Consider the following 20,680-nt stretch of genomic DNA (forward strand, 5'->3'; position numbering starts at 1 on the left):
TAAACAGGACTAATATCACGGATTATACCAATCTGGCATTTCCCCATTAAAAATCAATTGTTCTCTATTACTGCCATCAGGATCCATTGTCCAAATCGTTTTTTTCTCTGTTCCTGAATTTGATACATTCATAAATATAATTTTCTCTCCTGTCTCAGAGAATTTCGCTTGCAAATCATTACCGGTTTTATCATCTCCTGATAGATCCGTCCAACCAGTACCATCAATATTTATGCTATAAATTCTGGCATCTCTTTGAATTCCTCTATCATCCTCATACAAAGAATCCAAAGAAAAAATAACCTTATCTCCACCAAATGAAAATTGTGGATTAGATAGAGTTCCTTCTAAATTATCCACAAGCAAAGTCATATTACTACCATCAGGATCCATCAGATAGATTTCGTTATCGTAAGGTTTATCACCTTGTGCCAAAGCCACAATTTTTTCCTCGCTGTGGTTATTAAACTGATATGTCCAGTCCATTTGAGTAAATTCTCTATTCACCGGAGAGTTTGCAATTTTTTTCCATCCTGTGCCATCTCTATTAATGACAATTAACTCATTATAATATCCATACAATAACTGATCTCCTGTAGGAGACCAAACAAAACCTCCTCCATCATTGTGATTACCAACAACGGGGCGGTCACCTGTTACTTTAAAAACATCCTTACCTTTTAAATCCATTGTATAAATATGGAAAACTCCATTATTCATAGCCGAATATGCAATTCTTGAATGTTGTCCTGGCATAATTTTAGGATGCAATTCATCTCCTCCTCCATCAGTTAATTGCACCAGATGATTTTCTTTCAAATCCCAAGAATAAATATCACGTGAATCCAATGTATCCTTCACAAATAAATATGGATTTGTAGGAAAGTCTTCTGTTGCAAATCTCCATTTCTTACCTTCTACTTCGTCCAATTGTTTATTTCTGGCCACAACTTTCCAAAGATAAGTTGTTTCAAATTTTAAGTTATTTACCGTGTAGGTTGTATCTAAAATATTCGACACAACTTTTGTTCCTTTGGCATCATCTGCGCCTTCATATAAAATCACATCAAAACGTAAAGTATCACCTTTTTCCGTTTCACCGTTTCTCCATGTCAATTTGACTTCTGTAGGCAATTTGCTTTGATCCTCCTCTATGTCAGCTGGAGAAACATAAGTTATATCATCTGGAATTTTACTATCAAGAGGAGCAACTGTAAGTATAAAACTCATTGAGTTATTTTGACTTTCTGTTACTTTAATATTTATGCTTTGCGAAGAATAATCCTCTTTAGTTGCTGTAACAGAATAATCGCCTATTAGCACTTTCTCTATACTAAATTCACCTTCAGCATTTGTTGTTACCGAAGTAGTACCCGGATTAGTGGTAATGGTTACGCCTTCCATAGGTAAATTACTAGCCGAAGCCTTTACTGTTCCACTGATTGAACCATACAGATCAGGTTCCACCGTACTTTCATTACATGATGTTACAAACATGAATATTCCAAAGACAATAAATAGTCCAAAGAGTGTGTAGAATTTTTTCATATTCCGGTAGCTATTTTAATTTTTCTTAATTTACTCATTATCTCCATGTAAAACAACCGAATCTTGAGCAACTAACTGCTTATTGTGATAAACGAACAAACTCACGAACAAATTATCCTTCTGGGATAAATTCATTCTTACTTCGGATAATGTTAGCTGCTTATTAATTGGAGAAACACATTTGCCCTTTTGTATCGAAGTTGAATTCCCTGATCGACCTTCTTTTTTAGTCTTCAGAACGTAGTTGATGGCAATTGTTTTGCTACCTTCATTTTTGAATTTGGCACTAAGTGTAAGATTCTTAATCTCACCTTCTATTTCAATCCAAGCTTTCATTTCATCCTGTTCAGATTGGGCAGCAGTAACGTTAATTATCAAAAACAATAAACTTCCAAACATAAAAGTTCTTAGCATCATCTCATAGTAGTTGATTACGAATATTAAAAATATCTAATAGTTAATATAAAATCAATAAGGAAAGCGTTAAAATACTATAATTTGATAAAAAAATTATTTAATCTTCATAAAATATCTTAAAATAAGAAGGGGTATCCCAAAGGATACCCCAACCATTTAAACCTGCTCTGTATTCACAAACCACTTTGTATTATAACAGTCATACCATTTCCTACCTGGCTAACATTGTAGCCTCTGATAGTATTTCCGGTATCTATTTGAATTAATTCATTGTCGTTTCCAACTTGTGTAATTTCAAAGCTCTTATTATTCCCAATAACTTCTTGTTGCAATGAATTGTTATCACCATATTGGTGAATGCTAGAGGAAATGTTGTTTCCATATAAGGCAGATTCCACAAAATTTAAATCTCCTCGCTGAAAAATCTCAATAATTTGGCGATTTCCCTTCTGAACTGCCTTTAGTATGTTCTCAACACCAACCTGTTGGATTATAGCCACCTGTTCTTTGCTGAACTGAGAAATTATTAAATCATTCCCGTTTCCAGATTGAATAGCGGAGATAACATTTTCTCCTTCGATGGCTTTGGCAAGACTATAATTCAATTGATTTAGAAGTTGGTCTTCCTGATTATAATTCTGCCCAATTACAAGATTGCTAAAACATAAGAACAGAGCGCACCAAATGTATTTTTTAAAATAAAGCATAAGCGATTTAGTGAAGAATTTAATCAGGAAATTCCCACAAAAGTGGGAATTTCACATGATAATTTCATTGGATCATGGCGAGAATACAACTCCTGCATTACCTTGTTGAGTAACAGCGAAGTTTTCGTTACCATTTTGAATTACTAAACCAAAGTGATCATTACCAATTTGCTCAAGGAATGAGGTATTGTTATCACCCCACTGGTAAGTTAATGCTGTATTGTCATCACCTGTTTGTACAATTGTAGCACTGTTGTTCATACCGTCCATTTGTGCAATTACTGCAACGTTACGATCACCATTTTGCAAAATGTCTGCTAAACTTTCTTCTTGATCGAACTGGAATACCCAACCTCTGTTGTTATTACCGTTTTGGTTAACAAATGCGTCTGACTTTTTGCCACCAAATTGACCAACAAATGAGAAGTTGTGTTTACCTTTTTGGAAGATATCTGCACTATTCTTCTTACCACCGATCTGGTCAATAATAGCAGTATTTCCATGATCTAGTTGTTTAATCTTAGCCTTATTCTTTGTACCATAAAGTTGAGAAATATAAGCTGTTTGATGGTCGCCTCTTTGAACAACTTTAGCTTTATCGCCAACACCATATTTCTGAGTTACATCAGCAAAATGCTTGTATCCCTTTTGGTATACATTCACAACACCACCATACTCATGAATTTGCTCTACAAAGGCATAATTTTTAACTCCATCTTGAGTAGTAGTAGCTAAATTATTAGCACCATCAATTTGAACGGTTCTTGCTTTATTAAACCATCCATCTTGATTAATTTTTGCTGTATTATTAACTCCTTTATACTGGAAAGTAGAAGCCATATTTGCTACACCATTTTGATGGATAAAAGCTTTATTTCCTTCACCTTTCTTTTGAAGAGCAAAAGCTTTGTTAAATGCTCCATGTTGCGTAATGTTTGTAACATTAGCATAGCCACCAAACTGTTCAGATTTCGCCATATTAAACCATCCTGTTTGATCGATATGAGCCGAATTAAATTTACCAAACATCTGAAGTGTTTGCGCCATATTCATTACACCACTCTGGATAATCTCAGCATGTGCAAATTTAGTATACCACTGCGAAATAGATGCCTTATTCATGTAACCAAATTGATTAACAAGCGCATCACTAAGCATACCCATTTGAAGTACTGAACTTGAATTTCCAATACCAACTTGCAAAACTCCTGCCATGTTACCGAAAAATCCTTGTGTTACAGTAGAATTGTTTGCTAATCCAAACTGAGCAACATAAGCAGAGTTAGAAAGTCCATACTGTGCAATGGAGGACATATTTAAAAGACCCATTTGCCATACCATAGCATCATGGAATGCTCCTAATTGAGAAATGTAAGACATATTAAAAAATCCTAATTGCTCAACAACAGCACTATTCAATAATCCAAATTGCATAATTCTTGAAATATTATGCAGCCCGAGTTGATTTACAACCGCATTATTGAAGAATAAAACTTGATCAACATATGATACATTTAAAACTCCAGCTTGCGTTACGCCTGCAGAATTTAACATTCCCAATTGATCAATATATGAAATATTCCACAGTCCGTCTTGATCAACGTCTGCCATATTCCATAATCCAACTTGGTCAACATCACTCATGTTGAACCATCCCACTTGGGTTACACCGGCATTATTACTGAAACCCAATTGGTCTACTGTAGAGTAGTTTACCTGTGCAAAAGCAGATGATACTGCAAAAACCACAGCAACTACCAGAAATAATAATTTTTTCATGGTTGATTTTTTTAAAGGTTTTAAAGTGAATTAAAATAAAATCTAGTATAGTATAAAGAGCTCTGATCAGACCTAATTAAGACCATTAATAGTCTCAGTAGATCTTTTATCTAAATTAAAAAAAAGCCTTTCCAAACACCTTTATTTTTACATGAATGAATTATTACTATTGATTAAACCTTATTCTCCATATGCTAATTTTTAAAGAGTCTAAAAAAGCATAAGAAAACTTAAACAAATGTTTAAAATGTTTTAAAATAGACAATATAAAAAAACCGCCAAACTGCATTATTTCAGCAATTTGGCGGTAACTTTTATAATAAATCAATCAAATCAATTCATAAAAATTATGGAGTTGGAGTCATGCCTGCATTGTACTGGCTAACAGTTGCAGTATTACCATTTCCAAATTGTGTTACAAATGAAATGTGTCCATTTCCATACTGATCTACGTCAATCGTGTTATTATTTCCATGCTGGAATGTAGCTGAGAAATTATAATCACCAACTTGATTTGTATTTGCATGATTATTAGAACCAATAAACTGAGTAGATAAAGCAACGTTATTATCACCATCTTGTTCAATTACTGCAGAACTACCTGATACATCATATTGAGCTATAGCAGCAAAGTTTCCATTACCATTCTGTAGAATTGAAGCGAAAGAGAAATCAGATTTTGCCTGATAAATATAAGCTTCATTGTAAGTACCTATCTGAGCGATAGCAGCTGCAGTTAAGAAGTTATCTTCCTGATAAATTCCAGCATAATTAGAATCGCCTAACTGAGCAACAGCAGCAAGAGTTCCTACATTATTTTTTTGGTATACATCAGCTTCGTTATAATCACCAACTTGAGCAACAAACGCATAAGTATGAGAACCACCAACTTGCTTAACGTAAGCATCGTTTGACATTCCTAGCTGTGCAACAGCTGCCAAATTATTACTACCCTTAATTTGAGTAACTTCCGCTTCATTGTATTTACCATGCTGATAAGTTACAGCCGTATTATTATAACCTTTAATCTGCTTAATATCAGTTTCGTTTTCTTTACCTCTTTGGATTGCATATGCATCATTTCTAGAACCAAACTTCTGTAATATGAATGCATCATTTGAATTACCTCTTTGGTCTACGCTTGCATCGTTAAATGAACCACGAATTTGAACAGTCTTTGCATAATTATTCTTTCCATGCTGATCAATTTCAGAATCATTAAACCATCCTCCAACTTGCTTAGCATATGCGCTATTTCTTCTACCATGCTGATCAATTTCAACATCATTCATAAATCCACCTTTTTGGTATGAGCTAGCATAGTTGCTGCGACCATGTTGATTAATATTAGCGTCGTTGCCAATACCCCAAATTTGATCAACAAATGCACGGTTATATTTTCCATGCTGTTCAACTTCTGCATTATTAAACCATCCACCTTTTTGATCTACAACAGCAAAATTACTCTTACCATGTTGCTTAACCAAAGCAGTGTTTTTAAAAGTACCAAATTGATTGATATATGCCTTGTTAGACATTCCCCACTGACTAATAGTAGCTTTATCTCCTCTACCAAATACCTGGTCAATATCAGCTAAGTTAAAAGCACCAAATTGCATTACTTTTGCATACTCACCGTAACTAAACCACTGGTTTACTTCTGATTTGTTTAAAAATCCTCTTTGCTTAACATCTGCAATACCTCTTGCCGAAAAGAACTGATTTACTGTAGAAATGTTGAAACCCTTCTGATCTACAGTTGCTTTGTTGTACCAACCTAACTGAAATACTTTTGAGAAGTTTGTTTTAACTTGAGTCACATATGCTTCATTTCCTAATCCCAGTTGGGTAGCAAATGACATATTAAAAAATCCATTTTGATCAATATCTGCAACATTATCCATTCCTCCCTGGAAAACATCACTAATATTTATAACACCAACTTGCTGAACTGTAGCTGTATTATCATAGCCATATTGTTCAACATTTGAAACGTTAACCTGAGCAAAAGAATATGCTCCTGTTAATAAAACTGCCGCTAGGACAAATAAAAACTTTTTCATGGTTTGAAATTTTAGGTTTAAAGTGAAATTCAGGTTTCCCTGAGTGAATTGTTTTAATTAATTTAATGCACTATTTAAAGTACGATTTGATGATTTATGTTTCTATTCGAAAACTAAATTAAAAAGTAATATTGAAAATAAAATGTTAGTTTACATCAATCATTAAATTTATATGATGAATATTTAAAAGATATTGATCAAATCAAACAAAGTTTTTAAATACACTTCAAATAGTTAATTATAATTAAACAAAACCCCTACAAATCAAGCAATAACAACCATACAGCCATCTTTGCCAAAAAATTTAAGACATAAAAAAACAGGCTAGAAATTAATCTAACCTGTTAGTAACTTGTTAATATTTTATTCAGCAGACTTTGGTTGCTCTTTAGGTTTTTTGCGTATCTTTTGTTTTCTCACTCTTTTCTTTTTGCTCTTATCCCAAAGCTTATCGAAATAAAAATTAAGACCTATTTTACCTTCCCAAAAATAATCATTGTAATGCCCTTGCTTTAATCCATCTACTTCATCATTAAAAATGTAATGGTTCAAAATGGAAAAGTTTAATCCAAATCTGTCATTGAGTAAAAATTCAACTCCAGCACCATAGATTGCTTGAGCATGAATGGAGTTTGACAAATCAAAAGTAAATGCTGATTTATCATGCTCGGAGAACAAACCAAATCCCCCCTCAACATATGGCGTCCACTCCTTGTAAGGCAAAAGTCGATATTTTGCCGTCACATCAAGAGAATTAAACGTTTTTTGAAAATGTTTGGTAGTAGCCAAATCGCCTCTTGTAATACTGGCTTTAAACTGCATGAAAGATTGAGTATCGTACAATAAAGATAAACCTCCACAGGCTTCCATTTCTGTATGACTATAATCTCCCATATACAGCCATGATCCTCCTTCAATACCTAAACCAAATTTATGACGTCTCTTACTTATCAATTGGTCAAAAAAATCTGATTCCTGATTTTCTTCTTTCTCCTCTACATATTTGGTAATCACTTCGGAATTAACCTCTTCTGGATTTTTAAGATCCCACAAGCCTTCTATAACGCCTTCTATAATTAAAGATTCAACAGCCTTTTCAATAGCTTCCTTCACTGCCATTTCGGATGGTTCATTGTATGTAAATCCAGTTTCAGCTTCTAAAAGCCTCTTAAATTTCACATACCTAAACAGACTTGCATCAACTTTTTGAGACAAAATCATTTTAGAAGTATAAACTGTTTTCAGTATTCTACCATTACTAGTAGAAATTGCGCGCAAATATACCGTAACTCTATCCTGGCGATACTGACCTGATCCACCAGCTGCAAAATACATTAAACCAGCCCCTCCTGTAATTACATTGGCATCATAACTAATAACGCCACCTTCCAAAACAATACCTGCAAACAACAGTGGAGGTAACAATTGAGATTGGTCATCTTTATCAGCATAGTTTGCTCTACTCGATCGAATAATCTTTCTCTCATTCAACAAGTTATTAAGCCCTTCTCGCTCCAAAGGTATAAACCAGCCCGATTCTTCAATTGCCTTTAATAATATTGAGGTTGTACCCTGTGTAACAGCCGTAGACCAATTCGCTCCCGTTTCAGAAGGTTTATACTGTCCTGTTTGATCCCGAAACTTATAAACTGCAGCAACAATCTTCTCACGTGGTTCTGGTAGTCCAATCAAATTCTTTCTAACCGGAGTTTCTGCTCCAATTTCTGCTCGCTGTTCCGTTAATGGTTGATTAAAGTAAGGTACACATCCACTGAAAATAAGAGTTACCAGCAAATAAAATGGTATAAATCTTTTCATATTGAGAGATTTAAAGAGGTATAGTAATTAGTAGTCTATTTTAATAACTTGGAATAATAACATTGGTGTAGTTCCCATTCCGTATATCTTGAATATTAACGGTAACACCACTCGCATCTTCCATTATATCTACTTTATAACTCCCCAAATTATAACTTCCCGTCTCTAAATCTCCTCCTTCTCCAAAAATCTGATTCACCAGCCTACTCGATAACTGGTTCAATATTTGACGATTTAAATTATCTTCAAAATCATCAAGTGGATCTGTCTGATAACTATCCTGTGCGGTAGGGTCCTTTATTTTATCTTGCTGTTTTGCTGAGTTTATCAACCAATTGTAATTGTATGGATTTCCACCAAAATTTGAATTTATTGGAGTATAAACAAAATCCTGAGCCATTGCTCCAATAGGCTGGGCTAAAGAAAATACAGCGACTATGATTATTGCTTTTAAATATTTCATGGTGTATTTATTTTAAGGTTAAAAAATACCCGAACCTGATTGATCATCTCCATCAAGTTGAGATTTCATACTTTCGTAGTTATTTAAATATCCAGTTGTCTTATATATCGCATAATTTGACATTTGCTCCATGATATCATACCGCGGCTGAACACGTTCTTTAAACACTTCATTATCATTTACCGAAATGGTAATTTGGGTTGCTAAACCTGGTAAAACCATTTCTTTAATGGTAATTGTAAAGTTTTTAGCATTTTTAGGAGCATTCCAAGTTGCATAAAACATATCAAAAAAGTCCCGACCTACTTTTGATATGGTCTCGTCCATTATCAGTCCATCAATTTCCATATCAAGTTCAGCAGACTCTGCACTTGAATTAGCTTGCTCAGCACTATTTAATGCGTCCTTTAATATCTTCAAAGTTCGCAAAGAGTCTCTCTCTTTCTGAGATTGCTGTGCATAAACTGAATGCGAGCAACAAAATAAATATGAAACAAATACCAATAAGGTAATTGCTCGCAACGAATCTATCATTCTAAATGCTATATAATCAGCCTTCTTCACAATATATAAATATATCGTTTCTAATTTTAAATTCATAAACTTTTACACTACAAAAGACGACTCTTAAGAAATCTTAACTTTTGTTAACCAGTTAATTAAACTTAAACAGATAAATATAATTCTTTGACAATTGGCCATTTTTTATCCATTAAAATTTCGGACATCTAATTGCTCTTATTCTTCTTTTCTTTCTAAAATAGTGTGATCCTGAACAGGATGTGCGAGTTTTCCCTAATAAATATGTTATCGAAATCTCATGAGCTCCTGAGTTGGTTTTAACCAATTTTGATACTACATAGTCATAGGAGTAGCCTATTCTTAATCTATCCGTTTGATATCCTAAGAGCACAATAAACGCATCAAAATCAAATGATAGATTTTGTCTAAACCAAGTACCAACAACCCAATTGGTTCTAGAAAAATACAATCCATAATTAATTTGCTCAAAATCTTGCTGCTTCTGATACAAAATATTTGGCGAAATCATGAAATCACTTTTCATTAAGCCTCTTGAGTATCCAACAGGAATTGCTGCGCCTGCATGAACAGTATACTTCCTTGGCAAAGCAGCTGAATTATTCTCACTATCAAATGCTTCATCGGGTTCTGATAAATGATCAGTAACCACTCCCAGATAACAGTTTTTATAATTTGCCACCATCCCAAGCGAAAAATCAATATAAGAATGTGATAAACTCCCTGGTTGTATTTCTCTCCCTGGATATATAACGCCATACAAAGGATCAATCATATCTGAAAAAACCAAAGATTCCCAATCTAACTTTCTTTGTACATATGTAGCTTTCAAGCCTGCATTCACTGAAAAATTTCTATTAATATTAAGGGAGTAGGAATACATACCAGAAGCCATTGTGGTTTTGATTGCACCATCGCCTTGATTATCCTGAATCAGCAAAAGTCCTAATCCCCCATGCATTATATCAACATACTGATCGAAAGAAACTGTATAGGTTACAAAAGGTTTGTTGTTTTGCGGCCATTGATTCCGATATGATAATGATGCAACAGGAGAAAACTCTGATCCTGCTAAAGCCGGATTTAAGTACAAACGATTGGCATAAAATTGAGAGAATTCAATATCCTGTGCTTTGACAACCTGCGAAAGCACAATCAAAATGATTATATGAACAATTCTCCATTTTATCATCTTACCTTATTAAAGATACGGAGCCATCTTGTTTTGACTTCCCATTTATTATAAGAGTCCATACATAAACTCCTGTATTTACAGGCTTCCCTTTATAGGTACCATCCCATCCTACTCCTAGATCAGTAAATTCATAAATCATTTCCCCCCAACGGTTATAGATATACATTTCAATTTCTTCTCCTGCTATATCTCCAGTAATTACCGGACCAAATGTATCATTCAATCCATCGCCATTGGGTGTAAATGCGTTGGGAACAAAAATCCTATATCGATCTACATATACCATAATGTCATCTTCTCCCACACATCCATTGAAATCAGTAAATACCAATGTGTATTTTCCTTCCTCAGTTACTGTATAAGTGGATGACGTAGCTCCATCTTGCCACAAGTAAGTACCAGGTAAAAATTTTATCTCAATTGCCGGAGTCAACACCTTGCTCTCTGTATAAAAAATGGTTGTATCCGAACCCAAATCAAAAGTTGGTACATCATGAACTATAAAATTAACATTTGATGTATTTTCACACATACCATCAGTAACCTGAGTATATAAAACCAGATTATTACTTATTTGATGTGATAAAGGATTATTCACAGCATCAGATAAATCTACATCCTGAAACCATGATATAATTGAACCCGAACCAGATACCCTCAAATCTAAATTTGACAAATTATAATTGTTTACTACCCCTCCTCCAGCTTCATCTTCGCACAATTCAATGACCAGATCAGTTGCTACAGGCAAAGGATTTACGAAAAAATTTAATCTCGCAATATTTTCACAGCTATTGCTATTTGTTACCAATGCGTAATAAGAACTTTGATTACTCACCATTTGATTACTTGGATCATTTACAGGTATAGTTAAACGATCGTCCTCATACCATTGAATTGTAGCGTTGGGGTCCTGACTTAATGAGCTTTCAAAATCAGTAAGGTTAACATTGCCAATGGATGAACTACCAAATGTTTCTTCACATAGGTTTTCTGTTACTGTTGCGGTTTCAGGCAAAGCTGTAATTGTAAAATCAAGTTCTGCAAAACTTTCACAATTTCCATCCCACACACGGGCATAGAAAATATCTCCATCGGAAACCTGCACATTGCCTGGGTTCACAATAGCATTTGTATATGAGGCATCGGAATACCATACTAAAGATATACCTGAGCTTGAACTGATATTACTTTCATAAATTCTTAAATCTTCACCATTAACAAGACCTGTATTAAAATTACCTTCACAAAGAACTACGGAGTGATTCTGAGCCTGAGGAAGTGAATTAATTGTAAAATTGATTTCCCCAACATTACTTTCCACTCCAAAGCTAACTCTCACAAAAAAATCGTCTCCATCGTTAACTACTACATTTGATGGATTGGTTACAGGAAGACTTAAGTCTGAATCGAAAAACCATTCTTTTACGGTTCCTGAATCATTATTTACAGCAGGCTCTAATTGAGTTAAATCATAGTCTGAAACTGCCCCTGATCCTTGATTATCCTCACAAAGTTGAATTTGTAGATTATTAGCTTCAGGCAATTGTCGAACATTAAAAGTAATACTACCAACATTTTGGCAATAGGTATCTTGCACTAATGCATAAAAAGCATCATTATTAGAGACACTAACATTATCGGGTGTCAAAACTGCACTCGTTAGTCCTGTATCATTAAACCAAGTAACTAAAGAAGCACTTCCTCCATTTATTCCAGAGTTATAGTTTAGAAGATTTATTCCCGTGGCCACTCCCGTTCCGAAACTATCTTCCCATACATCAACAACAATATTCAATGCTGTTGGTAAGCCTCTTACAGTATATGTTACAACAGCAACATTCGTATTTAATCCGTCATCAACAGTGGCAAAATATCTAACACCATTAGTGGCATTCACATTTGTTGGATCAGGAATAGGATTTGTTGGTAAACCATTGGGCTCAGTCAGCCAATCAAAAAACCATGCAAATGTATCGCCATTCCCCTCATTAATTTGATTTTCAAGCAAGCTTAAATCTACAACTGCACTACCACTTGCAGCAACATCTTCACAAACCTCAGGAAAAACATCTCTGGCAACAGGCGTATTTATAACTAAAAACTGAACTGTAGCAACATTTGAACAACTCGCATTGGAAACCAGAACGTAGAAGATATCACCATCCACCACATCCTGCGAACTTGGATTTGGAACCAAATTACTCAAATCAGAATCGAGGAACCATTCTACGCTTACAGCTTGACCTCCTGTTATTGCATTATTATTAATTGTTAAGTCAACACCAGTAGCTGTCATTGATCCTGGAACATCTTCAAATTCCGTAATTGTTTGGTTGTTTGCAATAGGTAGTGACAAAACCGAATAGGTAACAATCGCGGTATTAGACTCACCTCCACTCTCAACCAAAACATGAAATTGTTGCCCATCACTTACTGTTGCATTTGTAGGATCACTCACCAAATTTGTAAGACCGGAATCATTATACCAAGTAACCGTACTTGTTGTTCCGCCATTAATAACTCCATTTAAAGTCGTTAAATCGATATTGGATGCGATTCCACTACCCGCAATATCCTCACAAATATTAATATTCTGATCATTTGCAATAGGTGATGATCGAACAATAAACTCAACACTTCCACGATTTGTACAACTGCCATTATCTATAAATGCATAGAAAATATCACCATCACTTACTGTTATATTTCCAGGACCAGAAACCAAATTTGTAAATGCCGCATCTTCGTACCAAACAACTGTGCTTCCATTAGAAACAGTATTATCATAAGAAGTTAAGTCCACACCTGAAGCCGTTCCACTACCAAAAGTATCTTCCCATAATTGAATTGTAATATCATTGCCTTCTGGTAGACTTTCAACGGTATACGTTACTGTAGCAACACTTGATCCTGTTGAAGTATTAACCTCCGCATAAAACACTTCCCCATTGGAAACCGTCCTATTGGTTGGATTGGTAACTGGGTTTGTTAATCCAACATCATGAAACCAAGTTACTGGCAATGCATTTCCATTGGTAATTGCATTTTCGAGTTGAGTCAAATCAATATTCGAAGCAATTCCTGTATTATAATTGTCTTCACAAATCACTGGGTTTTGATCAACCACCTGTGGTAATGCATTTACTGTTACAGTTACTACCGCCACATTAGAACAATTTCCATCATCTATTTGTACCCAAAATTGCTGACCATTCGTGGCACTCACATTGGTAGGGTCAGGAACTACTGATGTAAGTCCTACATCAGAATACCACACATAAGTAATGCCTGATTCTCCGTTTATTACAGTTTCGAGTGCCGTTAGATCAATGCCAGTAGCCACACCTCCACCACTCTCATCCTCCCATACGGCAATATTTTGATCATTAGCAGTTGGCAATGTATTTATAACAACAGACTGTGTTACATTATCGGTACCTCCTGAAATTAAATTTACCTCTAGATTAACATCATAAGTTCCTGCTGCCGGAAAAACATGAGTCACTGTAAATGGGTTTACACTGCTTGTTTGTGAAGTTCCATCTCCAAAATCCCAGGTTGCACTTGCAATATTGGTTAAATCAGAAGTAATGGTAAACTCTGTATTATCACCTTCACAATCGTACAGGTAAGCAAATTCGAGACTAAAAATACTGGTGACAAAATTGGGTAGTCCTAACCAACATCTTCTTCCCGACAGATTTTTCGAATCTGCCGCAAAGTTACTTCCTGCTCCCGCAACATCTGGGTTGTTAATCACATCCAAATTTAAACTACCACTTGTTGCTGAATTATTTGTTTTGGCCATATAAATTCTATTATCTGGCGCCAACTGCAATGCACCATAATACCATGCACCACTTCCAATTAATTGTACAGAGGCATTTATGGTAGCCTCGTTATTCGATGAAATATTGAATTGGTACATTTCACCTAGCGTATACAAACTCACATATAAAAATTCAGATGAAGGAGAAAATTCCACACCATAAGGAGAAATATAACCGCTAATCTGAATCGGATTTGAAACCTGTCCAGTAGAAGTATTAAAATCAAATAATTCTACCATATTTTCCGTGTATATCGCAACTGCAAGCTTGTTCCCATTTGGGGAAGTTTTCATATAACCAATTGAAGATCGTCTGTCAGAATTATGAACGATTCCTACGGAACTGGTAACGGCAGCAGATAAGCCTGCTGCACTTAATTGATAAGCCCGAAATTGTCTACTTCCCCACTCATGAGTCAGTACCCAAAAATCGGTACCATTTGCATGTTTTACAGCTGTAACCTTTTCGCAAACTTCATTCCCATACACCACAACATTTTTGGTAGTAACTTGTCCTAAACCACCATTCATAGACATATCCACAATTGAATATCTCAAACCATTTCTTAATGCATTTTGATGAGCATCAACAGTAAAAATATAATACAACACACTACTTCCAGGTTGTTGTACAATGATTGAAGATTGTGTTGCCGAAACATTTCCATCCAATCCATCTCCATTTGCCATTTGAGCATGATTCTTATTATACACCGTAATTCCATCGGTATAAAACAAAAGATCACCCTGAGCATTACAAACAGTTGCACATCCTTCTTCTGTATTTAATGCTCCATCAATTAATGGTACTGCCGGATCTACATTAAAATTTAAGCCGGCATTTTCGCCAAAATACCAAACCCCAGCACGTTTTTGAGCAAATATCTCCGAAAAAAAAGAAAGAAATATAAATACAAATACTATGTATGCTTTTAGCCTCATAAAACAATTTTAAAAGCTTGTTTACTTTTGCTTAAATTTTGATTTTCTTTTACTTACACTCAATTTACAAAATAATGGTCATCATAACACAACAAAAGGCAACTAAAAAAATCAGGCAATAATTTCAATATTCCGAAGCTATTCCTGATTTTTAATATTAGTTAAACGACTGCAGCCAAAAAAATTAGCTTAGTCCCAAATAATCAAATAGTTTTGATTTAACATTAGCAGTTAGAGGTCTCTTTCCATTAAGAATATAAGACAAATAAACATCTGTAATCCCAATAATTTTGGCTACTTTTTTCTTCTTGTCATCAAGAATTCTAAGTCTCTCTTTTATTCTTACCAAATCGTCTTGAACTTCTTGTGTCATAACTGTAGTTTTAAATTGAATAGAATTGAATAATAAGGTTTGTTTCTTTCATTTAACCAGATGGGAAGTAAGCATTGTGCCTACTCCCTCACCAAGTTAATTTTCTGCAAATTTTAACCAATTCATGGTTAGGTTTTAAAGTGAATAGAACAATTAGTTCGGACTATAATCCAATCCAGAACCAATAGCTTTTTTAAGGTCAAACAATCTTAATTGCTTTTGCAACAGATCGTAATTTGTATATAAAGTTTTACGGTTTCCTATTTTTGAGGTCTGTTCTTCTCTATCAACTGTAATAACAACTTTTGTTTTCTTAAAATGATCATTAATGTATTTTAACATATCTAAGTTGGAAAGCGCTTTAAGAGGGATAATTACCAGATCAATAGATGTTTTATTAAGAATAATTTCAGTTTCAACTGGATCATCTGCAAAAAAAGCCTGTGCATCCAAACTGTTAATATATTCTTTCAATTCACCTATTAGTGATCTATTCTCTTTTATAAATAAAATATTCATTGTCTTTCCTGATGAAGGAAGAATTTTAAAACTATTACCTTCCAATATTAAAACACTCATACACTTAGATATTAGAACGCAATTCACTATTCAATCAAAGTGCCAAGATTTATAACCTTCTGATTTATTGCATATTAATTAAATTGTTGAGTTGTTTTTTCACTTGATAAATATCCACAAACGGATATATAAGTTTAAGAATATTAAAACAGAATACTAAAAGCCTGCTATTCCAGTACATGCGGTTTTTTTAGTAATTTTATCCACTTTCGGATATTACATTTTGATTAATAATTGTACTTTTAAGAACAGCCTGATTTTATTGATTTTACAATTTAAAATTGTATTTAAAAAGTGGATATATCCGAAAGTGGATGCAAAAAAAATCTGGATTATTCCAGATTTTCATTTTTCAATTTTGTACTTTTTGATTCGCCGATCTAAGGATTGCCAAGTAATATTTAATAAGTCTGCGGCTTTGGATTTATTATAGTTTGAACGCTCTAAAGCCTTGAGAATACAATTCTTCTCCACCAATTCCAAATCCAAAATCTCCTCGGTAGGATAATGATAATGATCAGAATAGTTTTCTTTAACCTCGTTTAACTGAAAATGAGATAATCCCAATTTATTGGTATCGCAAATAATTACTGCTCGTTCAACCATATTTTTCAATTCTCTCACATTTCCAGGAAATTCATAGGCCAACAACTTTCTTACAACCGCTTCGTCTACTTCATTTATGTTTTTAGCCATTATCCTATTAAAATATTTCACAAAATAATCCAATAGCAAAGGAATATCTTCCTTTCGTTTTCGCAACGGCTCCAGATGAATCACAAAGGAACTTATCCTGTGATATAAATCTAAACGAAATCCTTTTTCAGTACTTAGCTCTTCTAAATTTTGGTTGGTTGCAGCAATAATTCTTGTATCGAAAGGAATTTCAATATTAGAACCTACCTTTCTAATCTTTCGATCTTCTAAAACACGCAGAAACTTCGTTTGTAAATTTAACTGCATATCACCAATTTCATCTAAAAAGAGAGTTCCCTTATTTGCAGCCTCAAACCATCCTGTTTTGGTATCAGAAGCACCTGTAAAAGCACCTTTGGTATGTCCAAAAAATTCACTTTCGAACAAGGTTTCTGGTATCGCACTACAATTTACGGCATAGAAACAATTTTCTTTTCTACTGCTTAAATAATGAATTGCTCTAGCCACCAATTCTTTACCAGTACCACTTTCTCCTGTTATTAAAACCGATGTATTCTCTGTTTTGGCAACCTTCCCAATTAAATTTATAAGATTCTTCATGTGGCGACTTTCTCCAACAATTTCGTAGCCCATCGCCTCATAAAATTCTTTCGATATGATTGAATAGTTTCGTTTTACTTCTTGTAAACTCTTGTTCAGATTAACAAATTTCTTTGTTCGCTCAATTGAATGCTCAACATCTCTCAATCGAAATGGTTTTGTGAAAAAATCGGAAGCTCCTAATCTCATTGAGTGAATCACCGAATCCATCTCACTATAACCACTTATCATGATTACTTCAATATCTGAATGTTCTTTTTTTATCTTCTCAAGAACATCCAATCCACTCATTTCTGGCAAATTAACATCAACAATTGCAATATGAACTTCATTACGATCCATAATCTCAAAAGCTTCAGAAGGCGTACTGGCTTTGAAAATATGGAAATTTGGATCAATAAGGAACTCACTCAGTTCGTCACGAACCAGTTGTTCATCATCCAAAATCAAAATTCTTAGATCACTTACTGAAATCATAGTGGTTGTATAGTGTTAACTTTCCTTAAAATATACCTATTTTTTCTCTATCATTTGTTCAAATGGGAAAATTAATTTCATTTCTGTGTACTGATTTTTCTTACTTCGAACTTTAATTTCTCCATTCATTTTTTGTACTATATTCTTGCTAACATACAAACTCAAGCCTGAATTCGTTTTTTCTTGCTTTGTTGAATAAAAAGGCTCAAAAATGGAATTCAAATTCCTTGGATCTATTCCCTCTCCGAAATCTTTAATTGATACAACGACCTCATTTCCTACTAATTTTGTCTTTACCTGAATTTTATCTTCCATACTCTCATTAGAATTACTTCTTTTCAGTTTTTCACCGATTGACTCGTATGAATTATTCAGAATATCAACAATAACTTTCTGCAGTTTATACTTATTTCCACATATATAAAGCGAATCAGGATCAGCTTTCAATTGAATATCAACATTTGAGTTTTTGTACTGCTTTTTCATTAAATTAACAGCATCCTGAACTACATTATTTACATTCACCGAAGCATCACAGCTTTCGTTTTGTGATGAGTTGAAAATACTAATTTGAGATAGGTAAGTTTTTATTCTATCAATATCTCTAAATACCTGTTGACACTTCTCTTCTATATATTTCTTGTCAATGATATCTTTGGACAATCTTAGTAAAATGTTATCTATAATCATCGAGATCCCAGAAAGTGGTTGATTGATTTCATTGACCACACTGCTTGTCATTTTTCCCAAAGATTCGAGCTCTGATTTTTGAGTTAGCAATTGATTTTGATACTCATTGACCAATAGTTCATGGTCAATTTTATTCTGCATTTCAATTGCATTCCTCTCAAGCTCTTTTCCATGAACTTTTAAATCTGAAATAACAGATTGATATTTATTCTCTATAATTTCTTCACCATTAGGTTGAGGTAATTCGTTCATCAATAAACGAGTACTTCGCTCATTATATGCAAAAGCAATTAATATTACTTTTTTCAAATTCCCATTTTTAGATAGAAGATTAATAACATCAAAAACAAATTCTCTCTTTCTTGCTCTAAAATTCAACAAATCTTCCACTTTATCCACAAAAAGCTGAGGAATAAAATTAAAGAAACTTAAACTTGTTGTTTTTTTCAGATCATTACATTCCAGCAACTTACACCCTAAATCATTTACAAAAACAATCTCATTATTTCCATTCAATTCAACAAAGGCCCTATCATGATACTCTTCTCTCTCAAAACCTAGACTACTTTTAAGAGTCGTTTCCATTTCAACATCTTCGGTCACATCCCAAGCCACTCCGGTATAAATGAGTACATCCAATTTCGAATTATACTCCACATTTATTTCAAGGTGAATATGCCTTATCTTTTGATCCTTTGTAATGATTCTATGCTTTAGTTCAAGTTTTTGATTTTCTTTTGTACTACTATTAAGAACATTATCAAATGCTAGTAAATCTTCCGGGTAAAACTTCTCCTTAATGCACTCCAATACATTATCAATCTCCTTATCAGAGATCTCATAAATGCGATAAAATTCTGTTGATCCTCGAAGTATTTTTGTATAAGAATCCCATTCAAAGCTTCCCACTCTTGCAAGTTTCTGAATTTTACGGATCATCAATTCTTTCTTTATCAATGAATCCTTCAAGAGTTTTTTATCTGAAACATCTCTACCAACAATATGATAGTACATTTCATTAAATGCCATTTGCTTAAAAACGGTCCATTCTATCCATTTTTGTTCCTTCTGGTGATTTTTAATCGGTTTTTCTAATATAATTGATTGGCTTTTACCATTCATTTGCTTAATGGCTACCGATATTTGATCAGACAATTCACTATTTATATCTGAAACTGAATTCACCGAAACTCCATCTAAAGAATAATTAAAGAAATCAGTAAATGCCTTATTGGCAAACTCTATTTTTAAGGAATCATTAATTTTAAAAATCAACTCACTCTGCCCCTCTATAATAGTTCGGTAATTGCTCGCTAGATTTTTAAGCCTGTTTTCAAAAAGTTCTTTATCCCTTAAGGCAAGGTTCAACTTCAAATTTTGCTCCTCTTTCTGCTTTCTACTTTTGTACAGCTCCAAAAAGATATTCACCTTGTTTTTTAGAATTGTAGAGTTAAAAGGTTTCATGATGAAATCTACACAGCCACAATCGTAACCTCTTTGTTCACTTTCTTTATCAAGATAAAACGCAGTAATATAAATGATAGGAGTTGTAGCATTCTTTTGTCCGGATCGGATTTTTTCAGCTAAGGCAAAACCATCCATTTGCGGCATTTGAATATCAAGAAGAATTAAGGCATATTCTTTCTCATCCATTTTTCGGATGGCATCCAACGGCGATTGAATCAACTCAAGTTTTGCATCTAATTTTCCCAATACAGCTCCAATTAGATCCAAATTCTCCAATCTATCATCCACTACCAAAACTTCAGGAGTAAAATTAAATCCCATACGCTACTGATTAATCTTAACTAAAACGATATATAGAAAAAAAATCCCCTAAATAGGGAGTTTCTCTTTTATTCCATTATTCTTGTTTAATCAAAATTAAAACGAATAGGTCTAAAAATCAATGCTATTGTGATTAACAATGCATAATACTCCTTGAGAAGTACTAAATTCTTGGTCAACTATCCGAAAATGGTTATCAAGTTTTCAAACTA

General features: G+C 33.9%; 14 protein-coding genes. All 14 read right to left on the reverse strand.

Annotated elements, in window-relative coordinates:
• Window positions 1-15 precede the first annotated feature (15 nt).
• On the reverse strand, window positions 16-1,548 hold the full coding sequence (locus tag ACKPCA_RS08330) for a carboxypeptidase regulatory-like domain-containing protein (protein WP_321282403.1): 1,533 nt from the start codon (window positions 1,546-1,548) through the stop codon (window positions 16-18).
• Window positions 1,549-1,578: 30 nt separating this feature from the next.
• Entirely contained in the window at window positions 1,579-1,965 is a 387-nt protein-coding gene (locus ACKPCA_RS08335; protein ID WP_321282404.1) for a hypothetical protein, read from the reverse strand.
• 173 nt (window positions 1,966-2,138) lie between these two features.
• Window positions 2,139-2,672, reverse strand: a complete 534-nt coding sequence (locus tag ACKPCA_RS08340) for a hypothetical protein (RefSeq protein WP_321282405.1) — start codon at window positions 2,670-2,672, stop codon at window positions 2,139-2,141.
• Between the two features lie 72 nt (window positions 2,673-2,744).
• Window positions 2,745-4,451 carry a hypothetical protein gene (locus ACKPCA_RS08345; protein ID WP_321282406.1) on the reverse strand — a complete coding sequence of 569 codons (1,707 nt, stop codon included), beginning with the start codon at window positions 4,449-4,451 and terminating at the stop codon, window positions 2,745-2,747.
• Window positions 4,452-4,798: 347 nt separating this feature from the next.
• A complete protein-coding gene (locus ACKPCA_RS08360) occupies window positions 4,799-6,514 on the reverse strand; it encodes a hypothetical protein (RefSeq protein ID WP_321282408.1) in 1,716 nt (571 codons plus the stop codon).
• A gap of 363 nt (window positions 6,515-6,877) precedes the next feature.
• Entirely contained in the window at window positions 6,878-8,332 is a 1,455-nt protein-coding gene (locus tag ACKPCA_RS08365) for a CsgG/HfaB family protein (RefSeq protein ID WP_321282410.1), read from the reverse strand.
• Window positions 8,333-8,372: 40 nt separating this feature from the next.
• Window positions 8,373-8,795, reverse strand: coding sequence for a curli production assembly/transport component CsgF (locus tag ACKPCA_RS08370; protein WP_054720649.1), 423 nt, complete (start codon window positions 8,793-8,795; stop codon window positions 8,373-8,375).
• Window positions 8,796-8,813: 18 nt separating this feature from the next.
• A complete protein-coding gene (locus ACKPCA_RS08375; RefSeq protein ID WP_321282412.1) occupies window positions 8,814-9,395 on the reverse strand; it encodes a CsgE family curli-type amyloid fiber assembly protein in 582 nt (193 codons plus the stop codon).
• 112 nt (window positions 9,396-9,507) lie between these two features.
• Complete coding sequence (locus ACKPCA_RS08380) at window positions 9,508-10,527, reverse strand: PorP/SprF family type IX secretion system membrane protein (RefSeq protein ID WP_321282413.1); 1,020 nt, start codon at window positions 10,525-10,527, stop codon at window positions 9,508-9,510.
• A 1-nt stretch (window position 10,528) separates the two neighbouring features.
• Window positions 10,529-15,304, reverse strand: coding sequence for a T9SS type B sorting domain-containing protein (locus tag ACKPCA_RS08385; RefSeq protein WP_321282414.1), 4,776 nt, complete (start codon window positions 15,302-15,304; stop codon window positions 10,529-10,531).
• A gap of 184 nt (window positions 15,305-15,488) precedes the next feature.
• Window positions 15,489-15,677: a helix-turn-helix domain-containing protein gene (locus ACKPCA_RS08390; protein ID WP_054720643.1), complete on the reverse strand. Its 189-nt coding sequence runs from the start codon at window positions 15,675-15,677 to the stop codon at window positions 15,489-15,491.
• A gap of 153 nt (window positions 15,678-15,830) precedes the next feature.
• Complete coding sequence (locus tag ACKPCA_RS08395) at window positions 15,831-16,256, reverse strand: hypothetical protein (RefSeq protein WP_054720641.1); 426 nt, start codon at window positions 16,254-16,256, stop codon at window positions 15,831-15,833.
• A gap of 345 nt (window positions 16,257-16,601) precedes the next feature.
• Entirely contained in the window at window positions 16,602-17,990 is a 1,389-nt protein-coding gene (locus tag ACKPCA_RS08400; RefSeq protein WP_054720639.1) for a sigma-54-dependent transcriptional regulator, read from the reverse strand.
• A gap of 36 nt (window positions 17,991-18,026) precedes the next feature.
• Window positions 18,027-20,468, reverse strand: coding sequence for a response regulator (locus tag ACKPCA_RS08405; protein ID WP_321282418.1), 2,442 nt, complete (start codon window positions 20,466-20,468; stop codon window positions 18,027-18,029).
• Window positions 20,469-20,680: the final 212 nt, after the last annotated feature.

It is taken from the genome of Marinifilum fragile, from assembly GCF_963677365.1.
Lineage (GTDB): Bacteria > Bacteroidota > Bacteroidia > Bacteroidales > Marinifilaceae > Marinifilum > Marinifilum fragile.

Coding starts and splice junctions, on each gene's coding strand:
- ACKPCA_RS08330 (WP_321282403.1), bottom strand. CDS start 1,548: ATGAAAAAATTCTACACACTCTTTGGACTATTTATTGTCTTTGGAATA.
- ACKPCA_RS08335 (WP_321282404.1), bottom strand. CDS start 1,965: ATGATGCTAAGAACTTTTATGTTTGGAAGTTTATTGTTTTTGATAATT.
- ACKPCA_RS08340 (WP_321282405.1), bottom strand. CDS start 2,672: ATGCTTTATTTTAAAAAATACATTTGGTGCGCTCTGTTCTTATGTTTT.
- ACKPCA_RS08345 (WP_321282406.1), bottom strand. CDS start 4,451: ATGAAAAAATTATTATTTCTGGTAGTTGCTGTGGTTTTTGCAGTATCA.
- ACKPCA_RS08360 (WP_321282408.1), bottom strand. CDS start 6,514: ATGAAAAAGTTTTTATTTGTCCTAGCGGCAGTTTTATTAACAGGAGCA.
- ACKPCA_RS08365 (WP_321282410.1), bottom strand. CDS start 8,332: ATGAAAAGATTTATACCATTTTATTTGCTGGTAACTCTTATTTTCAGT.
- ACKPCA_RS08370 (WP_054720649.1), bottom strand. CDS start 8,795: ATGAAATATTTAAAAGCAATAATCATAGTCGCTGTATTTTCTTTAGCC.
- ACKPCA_RS08375 (WP_321282412.1), bottom strand. CDS start 9,395: ATGAATTTAAAATTAGAAACGATATATTTATATATTGTGAAGAAGGCT.
- ACKPCA_RS08380 (WP_321282413.1), bottom strand. CDS start 10,527: ATGATAAAATGGAGAATTGTTCATATAATCATTTTGATTGTGCTTTCG.
- ACKPCA_RS08385 (WP_321282414.1), bottom strand. CDS start 15,304: ATGAGGCTAAAAGCATACATAGTATTTGTATTTATATTTCTTTCTTTT.
- ACKPCA_RS08390 (WP_054720643.1), bottom strand. CDS start 15,677: ATGACACAAGAAGTTCAAGACGATTTGGTAAGAATAAAAGAGAGACTT.
- ACKPCA_RS08395 (WP_054720641.1), bottom strand. CDS start 16,256: ATGAGTGTTTTAATATTGGAAGGTAATAGTTTTAAAATTCTTCCTTCA.
- ACKPCA_RS08400 (WP_054720639.1), bottom strand. CDS start 17,990: ATGATTTCAGTAAGTGATCTAAGAATTTTGATTTTGGATGATGAACAA.
- ACKPCA_RS08405 (WP_321282418.1), bottom strand. CDS start 20,468: ATGGGATTTAATTTTACTCCTGAAGTTTTGGTAGTGGATGATAGATTG.